Source organism: Stenotrophomonas maltophilia (assembly GCF_013464915.1).
GTDB lineage: Bacteria > Pseudomonadota > Gammaproteobacteria > Xanthomonadales > Xanthomonadaceae > Stenotrophomonas > Stenotrophomonas maltophilia_AT.
Map to the genome: position 1 here is coordinate 77,966 of NZ_RAVT01000027.1, position 19,430 is coordinate 97,395.

The following is a 19,430-nucleotide window of genomic DNA, read 5'->3' on the forward strand; positions in this document are numbered from 1 at the left end:
GGCTCACGGCGGTACAGCCTCGTGAAGGCCGTTATTCGGGGGCTTTGAGCCAATCCAGGCGGGTGCTGGCACCGGGTTCGCCCAGGTGCTGGCGCAGTGCCGGCAGGGCCGGGCCCACGACCCGGTCGAACTGCCAGGGCGGGTTGAGCAGCAGCATGCCACTGCCGTTGAGGCGCAGCGGTGAGTCGTCCGGGCGCACCAGGAACTCGATCGTCATCGCCGATTTCACCGGCAGGGCGGTGGCCTTGCGCAGGAAATGCAGGATGGTGCGGCGCTGCTTGATCGGGAACCAGACCGCGCAGGTGGCCTGCGGCCAGCGTGCCAGGGTCTCGGCCAGAGCGGCCAGGACGGCCTGGTACTCGGCGTCCTGCGCCTCGTAGGGCGGGTCGATCAGCACCAGGCCGCGTCCGATCTTGCTGCCGTTGAACTTCGGCGGCAGCAGCGAACGCAGCAGCGCGTAGCCATCGCCCGGATGCACGCCGACACGGCTGTCATGCGCGAACAGCGCCTTCAGCGTGGCCGTTTCGGCTTCCTGCAGCTCGCACACCGCCATGCGGTCCTGCGCACGCATGGCCTGCGCGCTCAGCAGCGGCGAGCCCGGATAATTGGTCAGCGCGCCTACCGGGTTGTCGGCCTGTACCGCCTTCAGATAGCGCTCGACCACCTCGGGCAGCTTGGGCTGGGCCATCAGCCGCATGATCCCGGATTCGGCCTCGAGGGTCTTGCGGCTCTCCTCGCTGGCCAGCAGGTAGCGGCCGGCACCGCCGTGGGTGTCGAGCACGAAGAACGGGCTGTCCTTGCGCTTGAAGCTGTCGATCAGGGCCAGCTGCACGATGTGCTTGAGCACATCGGCGTGGTTGCCGGCATGGAAGGCGTGGCGATAGTTCATGGGCGGCAGTGTACGGGGCGACGGCCGCAGCGGCTATGCTGCGCGCCATGACAGCTCCCGTTGCCCATGTCCTGGTAGTCGAGGACGAAGCCGCCATCGCCGAAACCGTGCTCTATGCGCTGCGCAGCGAGGGCTATGCCGCCAGCCACTGCCTGCTGGGCGGCGAGGCCCTGCAGCGGCTGCAGGCCGGGGATATCGACGTGGTGGTGCTGGACGTGGGCCTGCCCGACCTGGGCGGCTTCGAGGTATGCCGGCGCCTGCGCGCGCWGGCCGGGCCGGTGGCGCAGCTGCCGGTGATCTTCCTGACCGCCCGCAACGACGAAGTGGACCGGGTGCTCGGCCTGGAACTGGGCGCCGACGATTACATGACCAAGCCGTTCTCGCCGCGCGAACTGGTGGCGCGGGTGCGCGCACGGCTGCGCCGTGCGGCACCGGTCATCGCAGCGCCCGGCGCCGATGCGGGCTGGCAGGAGCATGGCGCCTTCGCCATCGACCGTGAAGGCCGGCGTATCCGCTTCCATGGCCAGGCACTGGACCTGACCCGCTACGAGTACGCGCTGCTGGAGGCGCTGCTGCAGCGCCCCGGCGCCATTCTCAGCCGTGCCCAGCTGATGGACCGTGGCTGGGACAGCAGCGCCGACAGCGCTGACCGAACCGTCGATACCCATGTAAAAACGCTGCGCGCCAAGCTGCGCGCGGCCGGTGCCAGCGAAGACCCGATCCGTACCCATCGTGGCCTCGGCTACGCGCTGGAGGTCTAGCCGATGCGCCTGGTACTGAAGCTGTTCCTGGGCTTCTTCCTGATCACCGGCATTGCTGCGTTCTTCGTGATGCGCGTGTTCGTCAACGAAGTGAAGCCCGGTGTGCGCCAGGCAATGGAATCGACCCTGGTCGATGCGGCCAACGTGCTGGCCGAAATGGCCGCCGCCGACGTCAAGGCCGGTACCATCCGCAGCGGCAGCTTCACCCGCAATCTGGCCAAGGCGCGACAGCGTGACCTGAAGGCGATGGTCTGGCGCTTTCCGAAGCGTTCGCTGGATTACCGGGTGACCATCACCGATGCCAAGGGCATCGTCATCTACGACTCGCTGGGTCGCGACCTGGGGCGCGACAATTCGCGCTGGAATGATGTGTACCGCACGCTGCGCGGCGAGTACGGCGCCCGCTCCAGCCCTGAGATTGCCGGCGAAGAGGGCGATACGGTGATGCATGTGGCAGCGCCGGTATATGACCCGGCCGATGGGCGTACCCTGATCGGCGTGCTCAGCCTGGCCCAGCCCAACCGCAGCATCGATCCGTTCATCGCCGCCAGCCAGCGCGCCATCATCGAGCGCGGTGCCTGGCTGATCGGCTTGTCGGCGCTGGTCGGCGTGCTGGTGACGATGTGGCTGACCACCGGCCTGGGCCAGCTCAGCCGTTATGCGCGCGCGGTCAGCGCCGGCGAACCGGTGCCACCGCCGCGCCGCCGCCGCGACGAGATCGGCGATCTGGGCCAGGCGCTGGAAACCATGCGCCGCAAGCTGGAGGGCAAGGCCTACGTCGAGCAGTACGTGCAGTCACTGACGCATGAGATGAAGAGCCCATTGGCGGCGATCCGCGGTGCCGCCGAGCTGCTGCAGGAGCCGCTTCCGGAAGCCGATCGCATGCATTTCGCACGCAGCATCGTCGATCAGCAGGAGCGGCTGACCGAGACCATCGACAAACTGCTGGCGCTGGCCGAAGTGGAACAGCACGGCTGGCTGCAGACCCGCGATCCGATTGCATTGCCAGTGCTGCTGGCCGATGCGGCCGCTGCCGCGCAGGTGCGCGCACAAGCGGCGGGCGTGCAGGTCCGCATCGGCAGCGTGCCCGACCTGCAGGTGCAGGGCGACGGCTACCTGCTGCGGCAGGCGCTGCACAACCTGATCGAAAACGCGATTGCCTTCTCGCCGGCCGGCGCGGAGATCGCGCTGCAGGCCGAGGTGGACGGGCAGGGCGTGCGCCTGCAGGTGGCCGACCGTGGCGCCGGCATTCCCGACTACGCGCGTGAGCGGGTGTTCGAACGCTTCTATTCGTTGGCACGCCCGGGCAGCGGCCGGCGTAGTTCCGGCCTGGGCCTGCCGTTCGTGCAGGAGGTCGCCCGCCTGCATGATGGACGTGCCAGTGTGGATATCCGCGAGGGGGGCGGCACCGTGGCCTGCCTGTGGCTGCCGCTGGGCGCGCCGGGCCAGCGCTCGCGCCGCTGACTTCACACTCGCTTCAAGTTCGCCACAAACCCTGCTCACTGCGGCGGTCCATCCTGCAGCCCTCTCCAACGAGGATGGACCATGAAATCCCTGAAGATGCTGCTGCGGTTCGCCATTGTCGGCGGGCTGATCCTGCTGCTGCTGGTTCCGCTGACGATGATCCGCGGTGTCATCAACGAACGCAGTGCGTACCGCGACGAGGCCTTCTCGCGGGTGGCCGACAGCCGCGCCGGTGCACAGCAGCTGGTGGGCCCGGTGCGGGTGGTGCCGTGGGTGGAACGCAAGCAGGTTGAGCTGGTCGACCCGCTGGGCGTCAAGAAGACCGAGGTACAGGTCACCGAAGGGCACTGGCTGCAGATGCCGGCGTCGCTGGAGGTCGGCGGTGAAATGCTGCCGAGCCAGCGCGAAGTCGGCCTGTTCAAGGTGCCGGTGTACAGCTGGAACGGCCAGATGAAGGCGACCTTCGCCGCAGACGACTATCCGGTGAAGGCCGGCCGCAGCTACGGCCAGCCGTATGTAGCGGTGGGCATTTCCGATGTACGTGGCCTGGTGGGTACGCCGAACCTGCGCGTGGATGGCAAGCAGCTGCGCCTGCTGCCCGGTGTCGGCGCAGCCAGCGAAGTGGGCCGCGGTCTGCATGCACCTGTGGCCGGATTCGCCGAAGACCATGGCGGCACGCTGGCCGCCAGCACCGTGGAGCTGGAGCTGCGCCTGGACGGAAGCCGCATGCTGTCGGTGGTACCGGTGGGCGATGACACCCACATCGCGCTGCGTTCGAGCTGGCCGCATCCGTCGTTCAGCGGTGCATTCCTGCCGAATGAGCGCCGCGTTGATGCGCAGGGCTTTGATGCGCGCTGGGCGGTGTCCTCGCTGGCCTCCGACGCACAGCGCCAGCTGCGCAGTGACGGTGCGGTCGAATCGCAGGCGGTGACCGTGTCGCTGGTTGATCCGGTCGATACCTACACCCAGGCCGATCGCGCTTCCAAGTACGGGGTGCTGTTCGTGCTGCTGACCTTCGTCGGCTTCATCCTGTTCGAGCTGATCAGGTCGCTGCGCATCCACCCGTTGCAGTACCTGATGGTGGGCCTGGCGCTGGCGATCTTCTTCCTGCTGCTGATCAGCCTGTCCGAGCACATCGCATTCTGGAAGGCCTACCTGGTTTCGGCCGTGGCCTGTATCGGCCTGCAGGCGGTGTACCTGGCCAACGTGCTGGGCCACTGGAAGCGCGGCCTCGGCTTCGCTGCGCTGCTGACCGTGTTGTATGGCGCGCTGTATGGCCTGCTGGTGTCGGAGAACAACGCGCTGCTGATGGGTTCGCTGCTGCTGTTCGTGATCCTGGCGCTGGCGATGTGGGTGACCCGCCGGGTCGACTGGTACGCGCTTGGCGCGGAACTGAAGTAAGGAGCACGCCATGGGCTGGCGCCAGGGGTTGCGGCAACGGGCACGGCAGGGCATTCCGGCCCTGCTGGAAGTGGATGCACTGCTGCAGGCACATGGCGTGCTGGCGGCCCTGCCGGGGGCACGGATCGCCCCCGGCCTGGTCCGCTTCCAGCTGGCGGCGGTGACCTGCGAGGGATTGCGGGGGCAGGGATTGCGCTGGCTGCAGGGCGCGCGGCAGGGACGCGGCGCGGTGGCAGGCCGGGTGCCGCGCTACCGGCCATGGAAGGCCGGGGCGGAGGCGCTGGCCGAGATCGGCATCGGCGGCCTTCCGGATGGCTGGCCGGCACACGCGGCAGTGTACGGCTGCAGCAGCATCGACCGGCGGCACTGGTTGCTGCTGCTGCCCGAGCGGGCGCAGTTGTGGCTGGGGTGGAATGGGTGATTCGGCTGTTCATCCACGCATGGCGTGGATCTACTGCTGCCCATGACCGATGGGACGGTATCGCCGCGCCCCTGCTGGCTAGACTCGATGGGTTGATGATCGAGCCGAAGGGCAGGGGTGCGATGTGTTGAAGTGGGGCGTGCTGGCCGCAGCGCTGGTGATGGGTGGCAATGCAGGGGCGCAGCAGCGCGAGACGGTGGACCTGGACATGGTCAGCCGCATCCGCCAGGAGGCCTTCCATCGTTCGCAGGTGATGGATACCTTCAGTTATCTCACCGAGCGCATCGGCCCGCGCCTGACCAACTCGCCGGCGATGGGGCGCGCCAACGCCTGGACCCGCGGCAAGTTCAACGAATGGAAGCTGGACAACGTCCACGACGAAGCCTTCGATGATTTCGGCCGTGGCTGGGAGTTCACCTCGGCCAGCGTGGAAATGCTGGGTGACCGCGTGCAGCCGCTGCATGCGCTGCCGAAGGCCTGGACGCCGGGCACCAAGGGCCCGGTCGAAGGCGAGCTGGTGCAGGTCGAGATCAAGAAGCCCGAAGACATCGAGAAGTACCGCGGCAAGCTGCGCGGCAGGATCCTGCTGCTGGGCGAGGCGCGTGAGTACAAGCGCGGCACCGAGCCGGATTCGCACCGCCACGACGCGACCTCGCTCGAGGGGCTGCAGGAGTTCACCCTGCCGAAGGACAAGGACGCTACCGCCGAGCGCGCCAAGCGGGTCAAGGAATACCAGGAACGCCAGCAGCTGGCGGCCAAGGTCAATGCGTTCTTCGTCGAAGAGGGCGCACTGGCCTCGATCAGCATCAGCAGCTGGGACAACGGCATCATCCGCGTTGCTGGCGGTGGTTCGCGCAAGGCCGGTGAGTCGGTGGGCATCCCCGAGCTGGCGATGATCAGCGAGCATTTCAATCCGCTGGTGCGCGCGCTGGAGGCCAAGCAGACCGTGCGCCTGCGCGTGGATGTGGCCGCGCGTTTCACCGACGAGGCCGACCAGCCCGGCTACAACACGCTGGCCGAGATCCGCGGCAGCAGCAAGCCCGATGAAGTGGTGATGATCGGCGCGCACCTGGACTCCTGGCACAGCGGTACCGGTGCGGCCGACAATGCCGCCGGCGTGGCGGTGATGATGGAGGCGATGCGGATCCTCAAGGCCACCGGCGCCAAGCCCAGGCGCACCATCCGGGTGGCGCTGTGGAGCGGTGAGGAACAGGGCCTGATCGGCTCGCAGGCCTATGTGGCCAAGCATTTCGGCCAGTTCCCGGAACCGAGCGACCCGGCGCAGAAGGCGCTGCCGGCCTCGCTGCGCGAGCCGACCGGCGCGCTGCAGAAGACACGCGACTACAGCAGGTTCCAGGTCTACTTCAACATGGACAACGGCTCGGGCCGCTTCCGGGGCATCTACGCGCAGGAAAACCTGGCAGCGATGCCGATCTTCGAGGCGTGGCTGGCGCCGTTCCATGACGTGGGCGCTACCACCGTGGCCACCCGCAACACGGGCAGCACCGACCACATCAGCTTCGACCGCATCGGCCTGCCGGGCTTCCAGTTCATCCAGGACCGGCTGGACTACTTCACCAATGTCCACCACAGCCACCTGGACACCTGGGACCACGCCGAGCCGGAAGACCTGAAGCAGGCCGCCGCCATCGTCGCCTCGTTCGCCTACAACGCCGCGATGCGTGAGCAGTCCTTCCCGCGCAAGGTAGAGCCGTAAAAGGGGACGGAGGGGATTAAGTCGTTTCTCCCCTCCGTTTCCCGGTTGCAGGCCCAGCGGCTGGGCAATCGCGACTTAATCCCCTCCGTCCCCTTTTTCCGTCGGCGGCGGAGGGCTGTTAAAATCGGGGAATTCCCGTTCCCCGAGCCGTCCATGACCTGCCGCACCCGCTTCGCCCCCAGTCCCACCGGCTACCTGCACATCGGTGGTGCCCGCACTGCGCTGTACTGCTGGCTGGAGGCCCGCCACCGTGGCGGCGAGTTCGTGCTGCGCATCGAGGACACCGACCGTGAACGCAGCACCCAGGGCGCGATCGACGCGATCCTGGAGGCGATGGACTGGCTGGGCCTGGACTACGACGTCGGCCCGATCTACCAGACCGACCGCGTCGCCCGTTACCTGGAAGTGGCCGAACAGCTGGTGGCCGACGGCAAGGCGTACTACGCCTACGAAACCCGCGAAGAGCTGGACGCGATGCGCGAGGCCGCCATGGCCAGGCAGGAGAAGCCGCGCTACAACGGCGCCGCGCGCGAACTGGGCCTGCCGCGCAAGGACGACCCGAATCGCGTCATCCGCTTCAAGAACCCGCTGGAAGGCACGGTGGTGTTCGACGACCTGATCAAGGGCCGCATCGAGATCGCCAACAGCGAGCTGGATGACATGGTCATCTTCCGCCCGGACGGCTACCCCACCTACAACTTCGCGGTGGTGGTGGACGACTGGGACATGGGCATCACCGAGGTCATCCGCGGCGACGACCACATCAACAACACCCCGCGCCAGATCAACCTGTACGAGGGCATCGGTGCGCCGGTGCCGAAGTTCGGCCACATGCCGATGATCCTGGACGAGCAGGGCGCCAAGCTGTCCAAGCGCACCGGCGCGGCCGACGTGATGCAGTACAAGGACGCCGGCTACCTGCCCGATGCGCTGCTGAGCTACCTGGCCCGCCTGGGCTGGTCGCACGGTGACCAGGAACTGTTCAGCCGCCAGGAGCTGATCGACCTGTTCGATGTGAAGGACTGCAATTCCAAGGCCTCGCGCCTGGACATGGCCAAGCTGGGCTGGGTCAACCAGCACTTCCTGAAGACCGAGGATGTGTCCGCGATCGTGCCGCACCTGGTCTACCAGCTGCAGAAGCTGGGCCTGGACGTGGCCGCCGGCCCGGCCCCGGAGGACGTGGTGATCGCCCTGCGTGAACGCGTGCAGACCCTGAAGGAAATGGCCGAAAAGGCCGTGGTCTGGTACCAGCCGCTGACCGAGTACGACGAAGCCGCCGTGGCCAAGCACTTCAAGGCCGGTGCCGAGGTGGCGCTGGGCAAGGCCCGCGAGCTGCTGGCAGCCCTGCCGGAATGGACCGCCGAGTCGGTGGGCGTGGCCCTGCACGATGCCGCCGCGGCGCTGGAGATCGGCATGGGCAAGGTCGCCCAGCCGCTGCGCGTGGCCATCACCGGCACCCAGGTCAGCCCTGACATTTCCCATACCGTGTACCTGGCCGGCCGCGAGCAGGCCTTGAAACGCATTGATGTGGCCATCACCAAGGTAGCAACGGCCTGAGGCATCCTTGCCAGGCCCGAACCGGAGAACACGCATGCCCGCCAAGACCGCCACTGCCTGTACGGCCCCGCACCACCACGTCCATGACGCATCGGATTTCGTGGCGGTGGTCGAGCGCGTCTCGCGCGAACGCGGGCTGCGCCTGACTCCGATCCGCGCCAATGTGCTGAAGCTGATCGCCGAGGCCGGCAAGCCGGTCAAGGCCTATGAACTGCTGGAATGGGTGCGCAACGGCAAGGGCGTGGGCGCTGACGCCCCGCCCACCGTCTACCGCGCGCTCGACTTCCTGATGGCCAATGGCTTCGTGCACAAGCTGGAATCGGTCAATGCCTTCGTGGCCTGCCACCATCCCAGCAGCGCCGCGCACTCGGTGCCGTTCCTGATCTGCAACAGCTGCCACAGTGCAGTGGAACTGGAAGACCGCGAGATCGTCACCCAGCTGGAGAAGCGGGCCAAGGAACTCGGCTTCCAACCGCAGGCACAGACCCTGGAAGTCCACGGGCTCTGCGCGCGCTGCGCCGGGTAACGCAACGGTAGTGCCGGCCGCTGGCCGGCACAGGAGCCGGGTCAGATCCCTTTGCCATTGGCAAAGGGATCTGACCCCGTTTCATGACAAGGCTAGTCCATCGGCTTGCTTGCGGTATCCACCCTCACGATCACCGACATGCCGGGCCGCAGCTGCGCGGCCAACGTCTGGCCTTCATTGATCGATATCCGCACCGGCAACCGTTGCACCACCTTGGTGAAGTTGCCGCTGGCATTGTCCGGGCGCAGTACGCTGAATTCCGATCCGGTGGCCGGGGCGATTTCCTGCACGCGGCCCCGCAGCACCTGGCCCTGGAATGCGTCCACCGAGAACGAGGCCGGCTGGCCGATGGCCATTCCCCAGGTCTGGCTTTCCTTGTAGTTGGCCACCACCCACAGCGTGTCGGGCACCAGGAACAGCAGCTGCGAACCGGCGGCGACGTACTGGCCCACGCGCACGCTGGCTTCGCTGATCTGTCCGTCGCGCGGCGCATGGATCACGGTATTGGCCAGGTCGATGCGCGCCAGTTCCAGCTGTGCCTGCGCGCTCTCCACCTGCGCCTCCAGGCTCTTGCGCGCCACCTGGGTCGATACCAGCGTTTCCTCGGCGATGCGGATCTGCGCCTGCGACTGCTGCACGCTGGCCTGTGCCGACGCCTGGGTGGTGCGGAACTTGTCGCGGTCGTTGACTGACACCAGCTGCTGCGCCGCCAGTTCCTCGTAGCGTTTCAATTCATTGCGTGAACGCTGCAGTTCGGCCTGGCCGGCCGACAACGTTGCGTGCGCCGAGGCGATCTGCGCACGGTTCTGCGCCTGCGACTGGTCGGAGTTGGCCAGCGCAGCACGCGCGCTGTCCAGCGTCGCCTGCGCCTGCGCGACACGCTGCGCATAGATGCGGTCATCGATGCGCAGCAGCGGTTCGCCCTGCTTCACGTGCTGGAAGTCCTTCACCAGCACTTCGGTCACGTAGCCGTTCACCTGCGGCGCCATCACCGTGATCTGTCCGCGCACATAGGCGTTGTCAGTCACCATCACGCTGCTGGTGAAGGGCCACAGGTGCCAGGCGCGCAGGATCAGCGCAATGCCCAGCAAGGCCACCACCACCATCACCACCACGCTGCGCGCGCTGGGCTTGAGGTACTTCGGCGCGGCCGCCGGTGCAGCCGGCGTGGGCGCTGGCGCCGCATCGGTCGGTGGCGGTGGGGTGACGTTGTCGGCGTCGGTATCGTCAGGGCGGGGCGGGACGGGAGGCATGAGGAAGGACTCAGCGGGATGCGGCCGGCGTGGCCACGGCAGGGGAGGTGGGATGACGCTTGCGCCATTGCTTGAGCACGGCGGTGCGCAGCGACAGCAGCAGCAACCAGCACAGGAAGCCGATCGCCAGCCAGCCGCTCAGGGTGAACACGTCGTTGAAGCCGCGCACGTTGGCTTCGCGGCGCGTGGTCTGCGCCAGCTGCGCGCTGCCCTGCGCGCTGCGCAGCACCGGGTCGGTGATCTGTGCGACATACAGTTGCTGTTGGATGCGCAGGCGCTGCGCCACCACAGGATCGGCCGGGTCGAGCTGGCTGGTCAGCGCGCTGGAGTACAACTGCTCGCGGTGCAGCTGGAAGGTGCCCAGCACCGCCGAGCCAGCCAGGCCACCCAGCGTCTGCGTGATCGACAGCGTCACCAGGAAGGTGATCATGTGGTCCACGCCCTGTTTCAGTGCGGCGGAAATGCCGAGCATGATCAGCGGCCCCATGAACATGCCGGCGCCGACAGACGCCAGGAACTGGCTGACGTAGAAGTCGTGCGGCCGGTCCATGCTGGTGCGGTGCTGGTCGAAGAAGGCGGCAGCGCCGAGCAGCAGGATCGCCATCAGCAGCTGGGCGATCAACCGCTTCGGGCCGAACGTCAGCGAGGCACCGGCGATGCCGGTGACCACACCTGCGAGTATCACCACGAACAGCGGGCGCATCTGGTCCGGGCCCATGCCCAGCGTGCGCATCAGGTTGACCACGCCGTAGGACTGCTCGGTGGTGAGGAAGCGGATCAGGAACGCGCCGACGATGAAATGCAGCACCGGAAGCTTCGACAGCCAGCGGATCTGCAGCAGCGGATTGCGCCGGTAGTGTTCGATGATGAAGGCGGTGGTGGACAGTACGATCGAGGCGACCAGCGCCCAGCCCAGCCATGGCGTGTTGAGCCACCAGCGGGTATAGCCCTGCGCCAGCACGATCACCAGCAGCGCGACGGCTGGCGCAAGCAGGGCGAAGGTGAGGAAGTCCAATGGCTCGAAGGCCTTCACCTGGATGCCGGGCGGCAGCTTCAGCACCACCACTGCCGCGAACGCGCACAGTGCCAGCCCGGCTTCAAACGAGTACAGCTGGTGCCACTGGCCGGTATCGACCAGGCCTGGCGAAACGATCCAGGCGATCGGCACCGCCAGCTGCGAAAGGCCTACGCCGACCACCAGCAGATTGCCGGTGAACCGCCGCGGCAGCGCCTGCAGCATGTACAGCGTGCCCAGGGTCGAACAGGCCGCGCCAGCGAAGCCGCTGGCGGCACGGGTCAGCATCGTGGTCTCGAAGCTGCCGACGAACAGGTGCAGCACCGCCAGCACCGCATACAGGCCCAGCCCGATCTCCGCGAACAGGCGGATGCCGTACTGCTGGCGGAACTTGAAGGCCAGCAGGTTGGCCGTGACGTTGACCATTGCATAGGCCGCCACCAGCCAGCTGCCCTGGGTCGGAGTCAATGCCAGCTGGCCCTGCAGGAAGGGCAGGTTGGCGGTGACCAGCGCATTGCCGAGACCGCCGGTGATCGCCACCAGCAGCGACACCAGTGCATAGGCCGCGCGTCGATAGGGGGGATGCCAGGGCATCGAAGCCGAACCGGGCATGGTCGGCTTCTCGTGCTCCTCCCAATCCGGAACCGGCTTCAGATACGGCTGGACCATCAGCGGGCCTCGCTGGTTGCTCCCTGGAGACCCCCGCGCAGCAGCTGCAGGGCGCGCCCGGCCAGGTGGGCGCGCTCGTCGCGGGTCTTGCCGCGCAGGGCTGCGCCCAGCATGCCCGAGATCAGTGAAATATCCGTCTTTTCCAGGTCGGCCCGGCACAGGCCAGCGGCCTTGGCACGGGCGATCGGCGCTTCCAGCAGGTCGCGCACGGTCTCGCGCGCGGTGCGCATGGCCGGCACGTCCGAATCCACCGCGCGCCAGTAATCGGCGAGGGCAGGCGAATCGATGATGCGCTGGGCCATGCCCTCGAACACTTCGAACAGAGCGTCGTCGCGGTCGCCGAGCTGTTCGACCTGGCGTCGGATGCGGTCGACCGTACGTTGCAGCAGCGCCTGGATCAGCGCGGTGCGGTCGGGAAAATTGCGGTACAGGGTGGCCCGGCCTACCTGGGCACGTTCGACCACCAGGTCCAGCGGGGCGGTGACACCGTGTTGGCCGAAGACATGATCGGCGGCGTCGAGGATGAGGGCGCGGCGGGCAGCGGCATCGGCACGTTGGGCGGTCATGGGTTTATTTTCGGACATAAGTGTCCGGTTGACGAGACTTTGAGTGACGGGATTGTCCGCTTGTTGTCGTACGCACATCTTTGTGACGGATATGTGATGGCGTGGACCGGAACGAAAGCGGGGGCCCGAAGGCCCCCGAGGGATCCGACCCCGATCGGTCGGAAGATCCACGCCATGCGTGGATGGGGGAGAGTCAGAAGAACGCGCGGATGCCGAAAGCGACACCACGGCCCGGCAGCGGCGAGTAGTCGCGCAGCAGCGAGGTATGCGGGCGCACTTCGCGGTTGGTCAGGTTGCTGCCATCCAGGAACACCTCATAGCTGTTGCTCGCGTTGCGATCCCAGCGGTAGGCCAGATGCGCGTCGACCAGGGTGTAGCCGTTGCTCGGCTCCTCGTTCTGCGCGACGTCCTTCTGGCGGCTGTAACGCACCGCACCGACCGAGGCGCGCCAACCGTCCTTCGACCAGCGCAGGTCGGCGCCGACGCGGGCCGGAGCAATGCGCGGCAGGTAGCCGGTGTTGGCCAGCTCCACGCTGTAGTTGTGGTTGTGGTCGCCATGCGGCACGGCGATGTCCAGGTTGCGGCTGCCGCTGCCATCCAGCTTGGCCTTCACGTAGTCGCCGAACAGGCGCAGGTCCCAGTCACCGGCCCCGCCTTCGAACAGGTGCACCAGCGCTTCGGCTTCGGCACCGCGGAACACCGCGTCCTGCTGGGTCCACGCACGAACGGGCAGGCCCTCGGTGACGCCGGTGTCGGCCAGGTAGATGAAGTCCTTGAATTTGGTCTGGTAGACCGACGCGGAGAAGTCCAGGCGTTCGCTGTGGGTGTGGATACCCAGTTCCACGCGCTGGCCGCGCTCGGTCTTCAGGTTGGCGTCGCCGATTTCCAGCGAGCGGGTGGCGATATGCGCGCCGGCGGCATACAGCTCTTCGTTGGTCGGTGCACGCTCGGAGCTGTCCACGCCGATGCGCAGGTCGACGGTGTCGTTGAGCTTCCAGATGCCGGCCGCAGACAGGTTGGTGGCGCCGAAGGTGCGGCGACGGTAGTCACCGGTCGGGTCCAGCTTGACCTGGTCGTGGCGGCCGCCCAGTTCCAGCTTGAACGGGCCGAACTGCTTTTCCTGCAGCACGAACAGGCCGATGTTCTTCGTGCCGGTATCCGGAACGAACGCCTCTTCGCCCTTGGCACCGAAATCACTGTTGCCGAACTGCAGGCCGAAGGCGCCGTCCCAGCCGCCGATCTGCTGCTGCACGGCTTCCAGGCGCGCCTCGATGCCACGGTTGGTGAAGCGGGTGGACGGCGTGCCGGCTTCCAGCTCCACGTGTTCGTAGTCGGTGTAGGCCACGCGTGCGTTGATGTTCTTCAGGAACGAAACCGGGTTGTAGATGCCGGCCTTGGTCTCGAAGCGGTTCTGCACCATGTCGATGCGCACGTCATGCTCGTCACCGCCTTCCTCTTCATCGCCATGGTCGTGGCCGTGGTCATGGCCATGATCATCGCCATCGGCGTGCACGTGCGCACCATTGGGAATGCCGTAGTTGGTGCGATAGGTGCTGGCCGATACGCCGAAGTAGCCGCCGTCGCCCAGCCAGGTCGCGCCGACGCCGCCGGCGCGGGTGCGGATCGAGCTGTTGTCGAGGCGGCCGCGGCGCGGCTCTTCGCCTTCCTCGCCCGCGTGGTCATGGTCGTGATCGTGATGGTCTTCAAGGCTGTCGATCACTGCATAGCCGGGAATGCGGTAGTCGTCGCCGTTGCGGACGAGGCCATCCACGTGCAGCACGACATTGCCGCTGACGCCATCGAGGCGGAACATGCCGCTCCGCTCGTTGTTCACCGAATTGCCGCGCAGCTCGGCGCGACCGCTGAGCGGACGCTCCGGCAGCTCGCGCGCGATGCGGCCATCGACCACATTGACCGCACCGCCGATGGCGCCGCTGCCGAACAGCAGCGTGGCCGGTCCCTTCAGCACTTCAATCTGGTCGGCCAGGAACGGCTCGATGCTGGTGGCATGGTCGGCACTGACGGTGGAGGCATCCATGTTGCCCATGCCGTTGGACAGCACGGCCACGCGCGGGCCTTCCTGGCCGCGGATGATCGGGCGGCCGACGCCGGGGCCGAAGAAGGTGCTCTGCACGCCGGGCAGCTTGGCTACGGTATCGCCGAGGGTGCCGGCCTTCTGCTCGTCCAGGCGCTCACCGGCCAGCACGTCCACCGGGCGCGCCAGGGACTCGGCATCGCCCTGCAGCGGCGAGGCCGTGACCTGCACCGACGACAGTTCAGTCAGGTGGCGGTCACGATGCGAGGTGTCCTGGCCGGCTGCAAAAGCGACGGACGGCAGCAGGGTGGCGAGGGCCAAGGCCAGGGAATGCGGCTTGAGCCGCGGGGTGTGGGCGGGCATGAAGAAGTCCTTTGTTACTGTATATCAATCGCAGGGCGCACGAATCCCGTCAGCGGGACAGGGGGAGGGAAACCGTGCGGGTCGGGAATGGATGTTATATTATTCCATAACGATTCGCCGACCCTGCTGGAAGTCATGTCCCTGTCCTCACGCCTGCGCCACCTGCTCGACCGTTTCGGTGCTACTGGTTCGATGCTGTGCGCGGTGCACTGCGCGGTGATCCCCGTGCTGCTGGCGGCGGCGCCGTCGCTGGGCCTGTCGTTCTGGTTGAGCGACGGCGTGGAGCAGGCACTGGTGGTGTTCGTGACCCTGCTGGGCCTGTTCAGCCTGGTCTGGGGCTACCGACGCCATGGTGCGTTGCGCGCGCTGGGCTTCCTGATTCCCGGCCTGGTCGCGCTGTGGGCGGGCGTGCTGTACGACCCGTTGCATCACAACGCGGTGCCGCACGCGGTGGTGATGACCATCGGCGGCCTGTTGGTTGGCGTCGCGCACCTGGTCAACCTGCGCCTCAACCACGGTCACGTGCACGACGCCAGCTGCGCGCACTAGGCGCTCCGTGATAGGATTTTCGATCGTGCGCGGGGGCGCCCAGCAAGGCGGCCCCGCCGAACCCGTGTCAGTACGGGGTAACCAGATTTCACATTTGAGGAGTTGAAGACATGGGTAAGGGTGACCGCAAGACCGCCAAGGGCAAGCGCTACAACGCCAGCTACGGCAACGCCCGTTCGCACACCGCGAGCAAGGTCGCCGTAGGCGCCGCCGCTCCGGTTGCCAAGAAGACCGTGGCCAAGGCTCCGGCGAAGAAGGCTGTGGCGAAGAAGGCCGTCGCCAAGGCCTGATCCGGCCGAACGACCGGTTCAAGGAAAAACGCGGCGCCTGGCGCCGCGTTTTTTTATGCACGTTTTTGTAGAGCCGAGCCCATGCTCGGCTGGCGCAATGCAGTCGAGCCCATGCTCGGCTCTACAGGGAAGTCAGCGCAGGGTCTGCTTCAGCGTTTCCGGATTTCCGTCGTTCGGTGCTGCCGGTACCTGCAGCAGATGGGCCAGCAGCGGGTAGACATCCACGTTGTCGAAGCCCTCGATCACCAGGCCCTGGCGGAACGACGGGCCACCGGCCACGAACACCGCACGCATGGACGGCAGCGCGTTGTCGTAGCCATGCGAACCCCGGTCCTGCTTGGCGCGCTTGGCGATCTTTTCGCGGTGCAGCGCATCCCAGCCTTCATCCATGGCGCAGACGATGGCCGGAACCCTCGGGTGCGTGCCGTAATGCCAGCGCGGTGGCAGGTTCTCCTTCTTCCAGCATTCGTAATGTGCATGGCGGCCAAGCAGGGCGCGCTCGGCATCCGTTTCACGGCCCGGCAGAGGGGCGAACCCTACGGATTGGCCCTGGCTGACATTGCGCGCGATGGCCGGATCGACCATCGATTCGGTCGCGATCACGTGGCCATCGGCCACGCTGGCCATCCCATGGTCAGACACGACGATCACGTTGGTGGTCGATGCCAGCCCACGCTGCTGCAGGCCGTCCAGCACCTGCCCGATGATCTGGTCGGCACGCACGATGGCGTCGGCGTACTGCTTCGAATCCGGGCCGTAGTGATGGCCGGCCTTGTCCACGTGTTCCATGTACAGCGTGGTCAGTCGCGGCGCATCGGCGTCGGTCTGTGCAAGCCAGTCGAGCACGATGCCGGCGCGCTGCTCCAGCGGCTCCTGGCCGTCATAGACGCGCCACTGGCTCGGGCGCACGCCGCGGATTTCCGACTCGCTGCCCGGCCATGAGGTGGTGGCGGTACGCACGCCGACGTTCTCTGCGCCGACCCAGATCGGTTCACCGCCCCACCAGCCACTGGTGGTGACCGCTTCGCGGTTGCTCAGTTCGAAACGGCCCAGGCTGGCGTCGTCCATGCTGTTGTTGACGATGCCGTGGTGGTCCGGGCGCAGGCCGGTGACGAGGGTGTAGTGGTTGGGGAAGGTCAGCGACGGGTACGAAGGCGTCATCCAGCGCGCGCGGACGCCGCCGTCGATCAGTCGCTGCAGGTTCGGGGTCAGGCCGCGGTCCAGTGCATCGGCGCGCAGGCCGTCGATGGAGATCAGCAGCAGCCTCGGCGGCGCGGCCGAAACGACAGGCATGGGAACAGAGGCGGAAGGGGCGGGTGCGGTGGTGCAGGCGGCCAATGGCAGCAGCAGCGCCAGCGCGCAGGTCAGGCGTACGGAAGTCATCGCAACATCATAAGCGGCGGCAATGACGTGCCCAAGACACGTTGCGCTATCGCTCGCCGTGTCCGCGCATTTTTCCTTATCCCAGGGCCTGTCGGCGCGCCCCCTTCAACAAGAAGGGGGTTTTTCTCCAGACATATTCCTGATGCTTCCATCCACGCATGGCGTGGATCTACCGTGTCGACCAAGGTCGACACCTACCAATAGTCGCGCAGAATGACGTTCAGACAGATTGCAGGAACCTGTCGAAGGCGGGGTGGGTCCGGTTGCAGGGGCGTGAGCGCCATGGATGGCGCGACCGAGCTTACAGGGACGTACTTGCAGCGTCCCCTGCAACCGGACCCACCCTGCATCCGCGTAGGAAGCCCGCTGTTGCTGTTGCTCTAGCCTCTGCGGGTGCCGGGCGCAGCCCGGCCAGCCCTCTCAGGCGAACAGCGGTGCCTGGCGTTGTTCCAGCCGCAACAGCGCGGCCTTGGTTTCCAGCCCGCCGCCGAAGCCGGTCAGCGCGCCGTTGCTGCCGATCACGCGGTGGCAGGGCAGGATGATCGGCAGCGGATTGCGGCCGTTGGCCGCGCCCACCGCGCGGGTCGCACTGGGTTGGCCCAGGTGCTGCGCCAGCTGCAGGTAACTCCAGGTCTGGCCGAACGGGATCAGCGCCAGTGCCTGCCACACCCGCAGCTGGAACGGCGTGCCACGTGGCGCCAGCACAAGGTCAAAGCTGTTGCGCTCGCCGTGCAGGAACTGCAACAGCTGGTCGCGCGCTTCCGGCAAGGCATCCGGTGCGTAATGCCAGCCATCACGCCCGCGCGCGGGGTGGCGGTTCTCCGGGAACAGCACATGCGAAAGACCGCGCTCGTCACCGGCGATGGTCAGCACGCCGATCGGGCTGTCGAAACGATCGAACAACAGGGTCATGTCGGTTCTCCAACGAAAGTGCCGGACAGGTGCCACAGGTGCAGTACGGCATAGGCGCGCCACGGGCGCCACGGTTGCGAGCGGGCTTCGGTCGCGCGTTCGCTCAGGCGCTGGCCCTGTGCGTGGCCGAGCACCTGCTGCAGCACCAGGTCGCCGGCGGGGAAGGCGTCGGGCTGGCCGAGTCCGCGAAGAGCGATGTACTGCGCGGTCCAGGGACCGATGCCGGGCAGCGCAACGCAGCGCGCAACGAACTCCTCCAGTGCCTGGCCGGGCCCGAAGTCGAGCTGGCCGCTGGCGCAGGCGGTGGCCAGCGCACGCACGGTGGCGGCGCGGCTGCGCGGCAGGCCGATCGATTCCAGTGGCGCCTCGGCCAGTACCTCGGGCGCAGGGAACTGGCGATCGAATTCCGATGGCATGCCCGGCAGGTGCGCACCGTACGCATCCACCAGACGCCGCGCAAAGGTCGTGGCCGCGGCCACGCTGACCTGCTGGCCGAGCACGGCGCGTACGCCCACCTCAAAACCGTCCCAGCCGCCCGGAACGCGCAGCCCGGGGCGTTCGGCGATGCCACGCGCCAGCAACGGTTCTTCGCCCAGCGCGGCATGGACCTGCTGCAGGTCGGCATCCAGATCGAACACGCGACGCACGCGGCGCACGATGTCGGGGATCAGGCGCGGATCCACCGCGCCCAGCTGCAGACGCAGCTCCGGGCGTTTCGGGTCGGCGGTGATGCGCAGCAGGGTGGGGCGCTCCGGCGTGCCCAGCACGCGCTGGTAGCTGTCCTCGCCGATCAGTTCGATACCGGGCAGGCTGCGCTTGCGCAGGAACGCCAGCATGCGTGGGAAATCCAGCGGCGGGCGATACACCAGGCGCAGCACCAGGCCGCCATCATCGGCTGCCAACGGCTGGTGCTGGCGGCGCAGCGCGGTTGGCGCCATGCCGCAGCCCTGCAGGAAGGCCGTGTTGAAACGGCGGAGACTGTTGTAGCCGGCGGCCAGCGCGACGTCGGTCACCGGCAGCGTGGTCTCGGTCAGCAGCTGCTTGGCCAGCAGCAGCCGATGGGTGGCGTGGATCTGCGCTGGCGTTGCGCCCAGATGTTCGACGAACAGGCGCTGCAGCTGGCGCGCGCTGAGGCCGATCTTCTCTGCGAGGCCGGCTACCGGCTGCTCCTGCAGGAAGCCGCCATGGATCAGGGCCAGTGCGCGCTGCACGGTCTGCCCGGCCAATGTCTGCTGGGCCTGCGGTGCCAGCTCGGGGCGGCAGCGCAGGCACGGCCGGTAGCCGGCTGCAGCGGCGGCAGCGGCGCTCGGGTAGTAGGTGATGTTGCGCGGCTTCGGCGGCGGCGCCGGGCAGACAGGGCGGCAGTAGATGCCGGTGCTGCGCACGGCGGTGAAGAACACGCCGTCGAAGCGTGCGTCGCGGGCCAGGCGGGCGCGGTCGCAGGCGGCGGTGTCGAGGGCAAGGGCGGTGTCCATGGCGCCAGTCTAGGCGGGTGCGGGCAGGGATACTCGCCGGATTCGGACATGGATGCTGGAGGGGTTCTGGCAGGGCTTGCAGCCCTGCACCCGCCGAGGCCAGAGCAACAGCAACAGCAGCTTCCTGCGGGGGGGGGGGGGGGGGGGGGGGGGGGGGGGGGGGGGGGGGGGGGGGGGGGGGGGA

The 19,430-nt window shown here is 67.4% G+C and carries 17 protein-coding genes; 9 read left to right on the forward strand and 8 right to left on the reverse strand.

Annotated features, from left to right (window positions below; all coding sequences use genetic code 11):
- Positions 1-31: 31 nt before the first annotated feature.
- The gene (locus D7T59_RS10295; RefSeq protein ID WP_164138764.1) at positions 32-889 is read right to left on the reverse strand and encodes a 23S rRNA (adenine(2030)-N(6))-methyltransferase RlmJ; all 858 of its coding nucleotides are present in this window, start codon (positions 887-889) and stop codon (positions 32-34) included.
- A gap of 35 nt (positions 890-924) precedes the next feature.
- On the opposite strand from D7T59_RS10295, the gene creB reads away from it, so the two are divergent.
- The 7 genes from creB (at position 925) to D7T59_RS10330 (ending at position 8,736) form a co-directional block, all read left to right on the forward strand.
- Entirely contained in the window at positions 925-1,650 is a 726-nt protein-coding gene (gene creB, locus D7T59_RS10300; RefSeq protein ID WP_180882683.1) for a two-component system response regulator CreB, read from the forward strand.
- Positions 1,651-1,653: 3 nt separating this feature from the next.
- On the forward strand, positions 1,654-3,114 hold the full coding sequence (gene creC, locus D7T59_RS10305) for a two-component system sensor histidine kinase CreC (protein WP_164138760.1): 1,461 nt from the start codon (positions 1,654-1,656) through the stop codon (positions 3,112-3,114).
- Between the two features lie 81 nt (positions 3,115-3,195).
- Positions 3,196-4,515 carry a cell envelope integrity protein CreD gene (gene creD, locus D7T59_RS10310; protein WP_164138758.1) on the forward strand — a complete coding sequence of 440 codons (1,320 nt, stop codon included), beginning with the start codon at positions 3,196-3,198 and terminating at the stop codon, positions 4,513-4,515.
- 10 nt (positions 4,516-4,525) lie between these two features.
- Entirely contained in the window at positions 4,526-4,936 is a 411-nt protein-coding gene (locus tag D7T59_RS10315; RefSeq protein ID WP_180852211.1) for a hypothetical protein, read from the forward strand.
- Positions 4,937-5,060: 124 nt separating this feature from the next.
- Positions 5,061-6,653: a M20/M25/M40 family metallo-hydrolase gene (locus D7T59_RS10320; RefSeq protein ID WP_180852212.1), complete on the forward strand. Its 1,593-nt coding sequence runs from the start codon at positions 5,061-5,063 to the stop codon at positions 6,651-6,653.
- A gap of 153 nt (positions 6,654-6,806) precedes the next feature.
- Positions 6,807-8,210: a glutamate--tRNA ligase gene (gene gltX, locus D7T59_RS10325; protein WP_180852213.1), complete on the forward strand. Its 1,404-nt coding sequence runs from the start codon at positions 6,807-6,809 to the stop codon at positions 8,208-8,210.
- A gap of 34 nt (positions 8,211-8,244) precedes the next feature.
- Positions 8,245-8,736 carry a Fur family transcriptional regulator gene (locus D7T59_RS10330; RefSeq protein WP_004150412.1) on the forward strand — a complete coding sequence of 164 codons (492 nt, stop codon included), beginning with the start codon at positions 8,245-8,247 and terminating at the stop codon, positions 8,734-8,736.
- Between the two features lie 92 nt (positions 8,737-8,828).
- On the opposite strand, the gene D7T59_RS10335 is transcribed toward D7T59_RS10330, so the two are convergent.
- From D7T59_RS10335 to D7T59_RS10350, 4 genes are all read right to left on the reverse strand, one after another.
- Positions 8,829-9,989, reverse strand: coding sequence for an HlyD family secretion protein (locus D7T59_RS10335; protein WP_180852215.1), 1,161 nt, complete (start codon positions 9,987-9,989; stop codon positions 8,829-8,831).
- Positions 9,990-9,999: 10 nt separating this feature from the next.
- The gene (locus D7T59_RS10340) at positions 10,000-11,673 is read right to left on the reverse strand and encodes an MFS transporter (RefSeq protein ID WP_180852217.1); all 1,674 of its coding nucleotides are present in this window, start codon (positions 11,671-11,673) and stop codon (positions 10,000-10,002) included.
- Positions 11,673-12,239, reverse strand: coding sequence for a TetR/AcrR family transcriptional regulator (locus tag D7T59_RS10345; RefSeq protein ID WP_010483118.1), 567 nt, complete (start codon positions 12,237-12,239; stop codon positions 11,673-11,675). Before D7T59_RS10345 ends, D7T59_RS10340 begins: the two co-directional genes overlap by 1 nt.
- Before the next feature lie 193 nt (positions 12,240-12,432).
- Positions 12,433-14,637, reverse strand: coding sequence for a TonB-dependent receptor (locus D7T59_RS10350; RefSeq protein WP_180852219.1), 2,205 nt, complete (start codon positions 14,635-14,637; stop codon positions 12,433-12,435).
- Between the two features lie 135 nt (positions 14,638-14,772).
- Between D7T59_RS10350 and D7T59_RS10355 the strand changes: the two genes are divergently transcribed.
- On the forward strand, positions 14,773-15,186 hold the full coding sequence (locus D7T59_RS10355) for a MerC domain-containing protein (RefSeq protein ID WP_008264835.1): 414 nt from the start codon (positions 14,773-14,775) through the stop codon (positions 15,184-15,186).
- 110 nt (positions 15,187-15,296) lie between these two features.
- Positions 15,297-15,476 (forward strand): 30S ribosomal protein THX, encoded by a 180-nt coding sequence (locus D7T59_RS10360; RefSeq protein WP_004150462.1) that lies wholly within the window; start codon positions 15,297-15,299, stop codon positions 15,474-15,476.
- A 132-nt stretch (positions 15,477-15,608) separates the two neighbouring features.
- On the opposite strand, the gene D7T59_RS10365 is transcribed toward D7T59_RS10360, so the two are convergent.
- From D7T59_RS10365 to D7T59_RS10375, 3 genes are all read right to left on the reverse strand, one after another.
- The gene (locus D7T59_RS10365; protein WP_180852221.1) at positions 15,609-16,859 is read right to left on the reverse strand and encodes an alkaline phosphatase family protein; all 1,251 of its coding nucleotides are present in this window, start codon (positions 16,857-16,859) and stop codon (positions 15,609-15,611) included.
- A gap of 420 nt (positions 16,860-17,279) precedes the next feature.
- Positions 17,280-17,771 (reverse strand): methylated-DNA--[protein]-cysteine S-methyltransferase, encoded by a 492-nt coding sequence (locus D7T59_RS10370; protein WP_164138289.1) that lies wholly within the window; start codon positions 17,769-17,771, stop codon positions 17,280-17,282.
- Positions 17,768-19,246: a DNA-3-methyladenine glycosylase 2 family protein gene (locus D7T59_RS10375; protein ID WP_180852223.1), complete on the reverse strand. Its 1,479-nt coding sequence runs from the start codon at positions 19,244-19,246 to the stop codon at positions 17,768-17,770. The genes D7T59_RS10370 and D7T59_RS10375 overlap by 4 nt, the downstream gene beginning before the upstream one ends.
- Positions 19,247-19,430 lie beyond the last annotated feature (184 nt).

What these genes read in the sequence shown, in the direction of transcription:
- D7T59_RS10330 (WP_004150412.1), top strand. Translation starts at nt 8,245, where the DNA reads ATGCCCGCCAAGACCGCCACTGCCTGTACGGCCCCGCACCACCACGTC.
- D7T59_RS10315 (WP_180852211.1), top strand. Translation starts at nt 4,526, where the DNA reads ATGGGCTGGCGCCAGGGGTTGCGGCAACGGGCACGGCAGGGCATTCCG.
- D7T59_RS10365 (WP_180852221.1), bottom strand. Translation starts at nt 16,859, where the DNA reads ATGACTTCCGTACGCCTGACCTGCGCGCTGGCGCTGCTGCTGCCATTG.
- D7T59_RS10370 (WP_164138289.1), bottom strand. Translation starts at nt 17,771, where the DNA reads ATGACCCTGTTGTTCGATCGTTTCGACAGCCCGATCGGCGTGCTGACC.
- D7T59_RS10360 (WP_004150462.1), top strand. Translation starts at nt 15,297, where the DNA reads ATGGGTAAGGGTGACCGCAAGACCGCCAAGGGCAAGCGCTACAACGCC.
- D7T59_RS10340 (WP_180852217.1), bottom strand. Translation starts at nt 11,673, where the DNA reads ATGGTCCAGCCGTATCTGAAGCCGGTTCCGGATTGGGAGGAGCACGAG.
- D7T59_RS10375 (WP_180852223.1), bottom strand. Translation starts at nt 19,246, where the DNA reads ATGGACACCGCCCTTGCCCTCGACACCGCCGCCTGCGACCGCGCCCGC.
- creD (WP_164138758.1), top strand. Translation starts at nt 3,196, where the DNA reads ATGAAATCCCTGAAGATGCTGCTGCGGTTCGCCATTGTCGGCGGGCTG.
- D7T59_RS10295 (WP_164138764.1), bottom strand. Translation starts at nt 889, where the DNA reads ATGAACTATCGCCACGCCTTCCATGCCGGCAACCACGCCGATGTGCTC.
- D7T59_RS10335 (WP_180852215.1), bottom strand. Translation starts at nt 9,989, where the DNA reads ATGCCTCCCGTCCCGCCCCGCCCTGACGATACCGACGCCGACAACGTC.
- D7T59_RS10345 (WP_010483118.1), bottom strand. Translation starts at nt 12,239, where the DNA reads ATGACCGCCCAACGTGCCGATGCCGCTGCCCGCCGCGCCCTCATCCTC.
- D7T59_RS10355 (WP_008264835.1), top strand. Translation starts at nt 14,773, where the DNA reads ATGTCCCTGTCCTCACGCCTGCGCCACCTGCTCGACCGTTTCGGTGCT.
- gltX (WP_180852213.1), top strand. Translation starts at nt 6,807, where the DNA reads ATGACCTGCCGCACCCGCTTCGCCCCCAGTCCCACCGGCTACCTGCAC.
- creC (WP_164138760.1), top strand. Translation starts at nt 1,654, where the DNA reads ATGCGCCTGGTACTGAAGCTGTTCCTGGGCTTCTTCCTGATCACCGGC.
- D7T59_RS10350 (WP_180852219.1), bottom strand. Translation starts at nt 14,637, where the DNA reads ATGCCCGCCCACACCCCGCGGCTCAAGCCGCATTCCCTGGCCTTGGCC.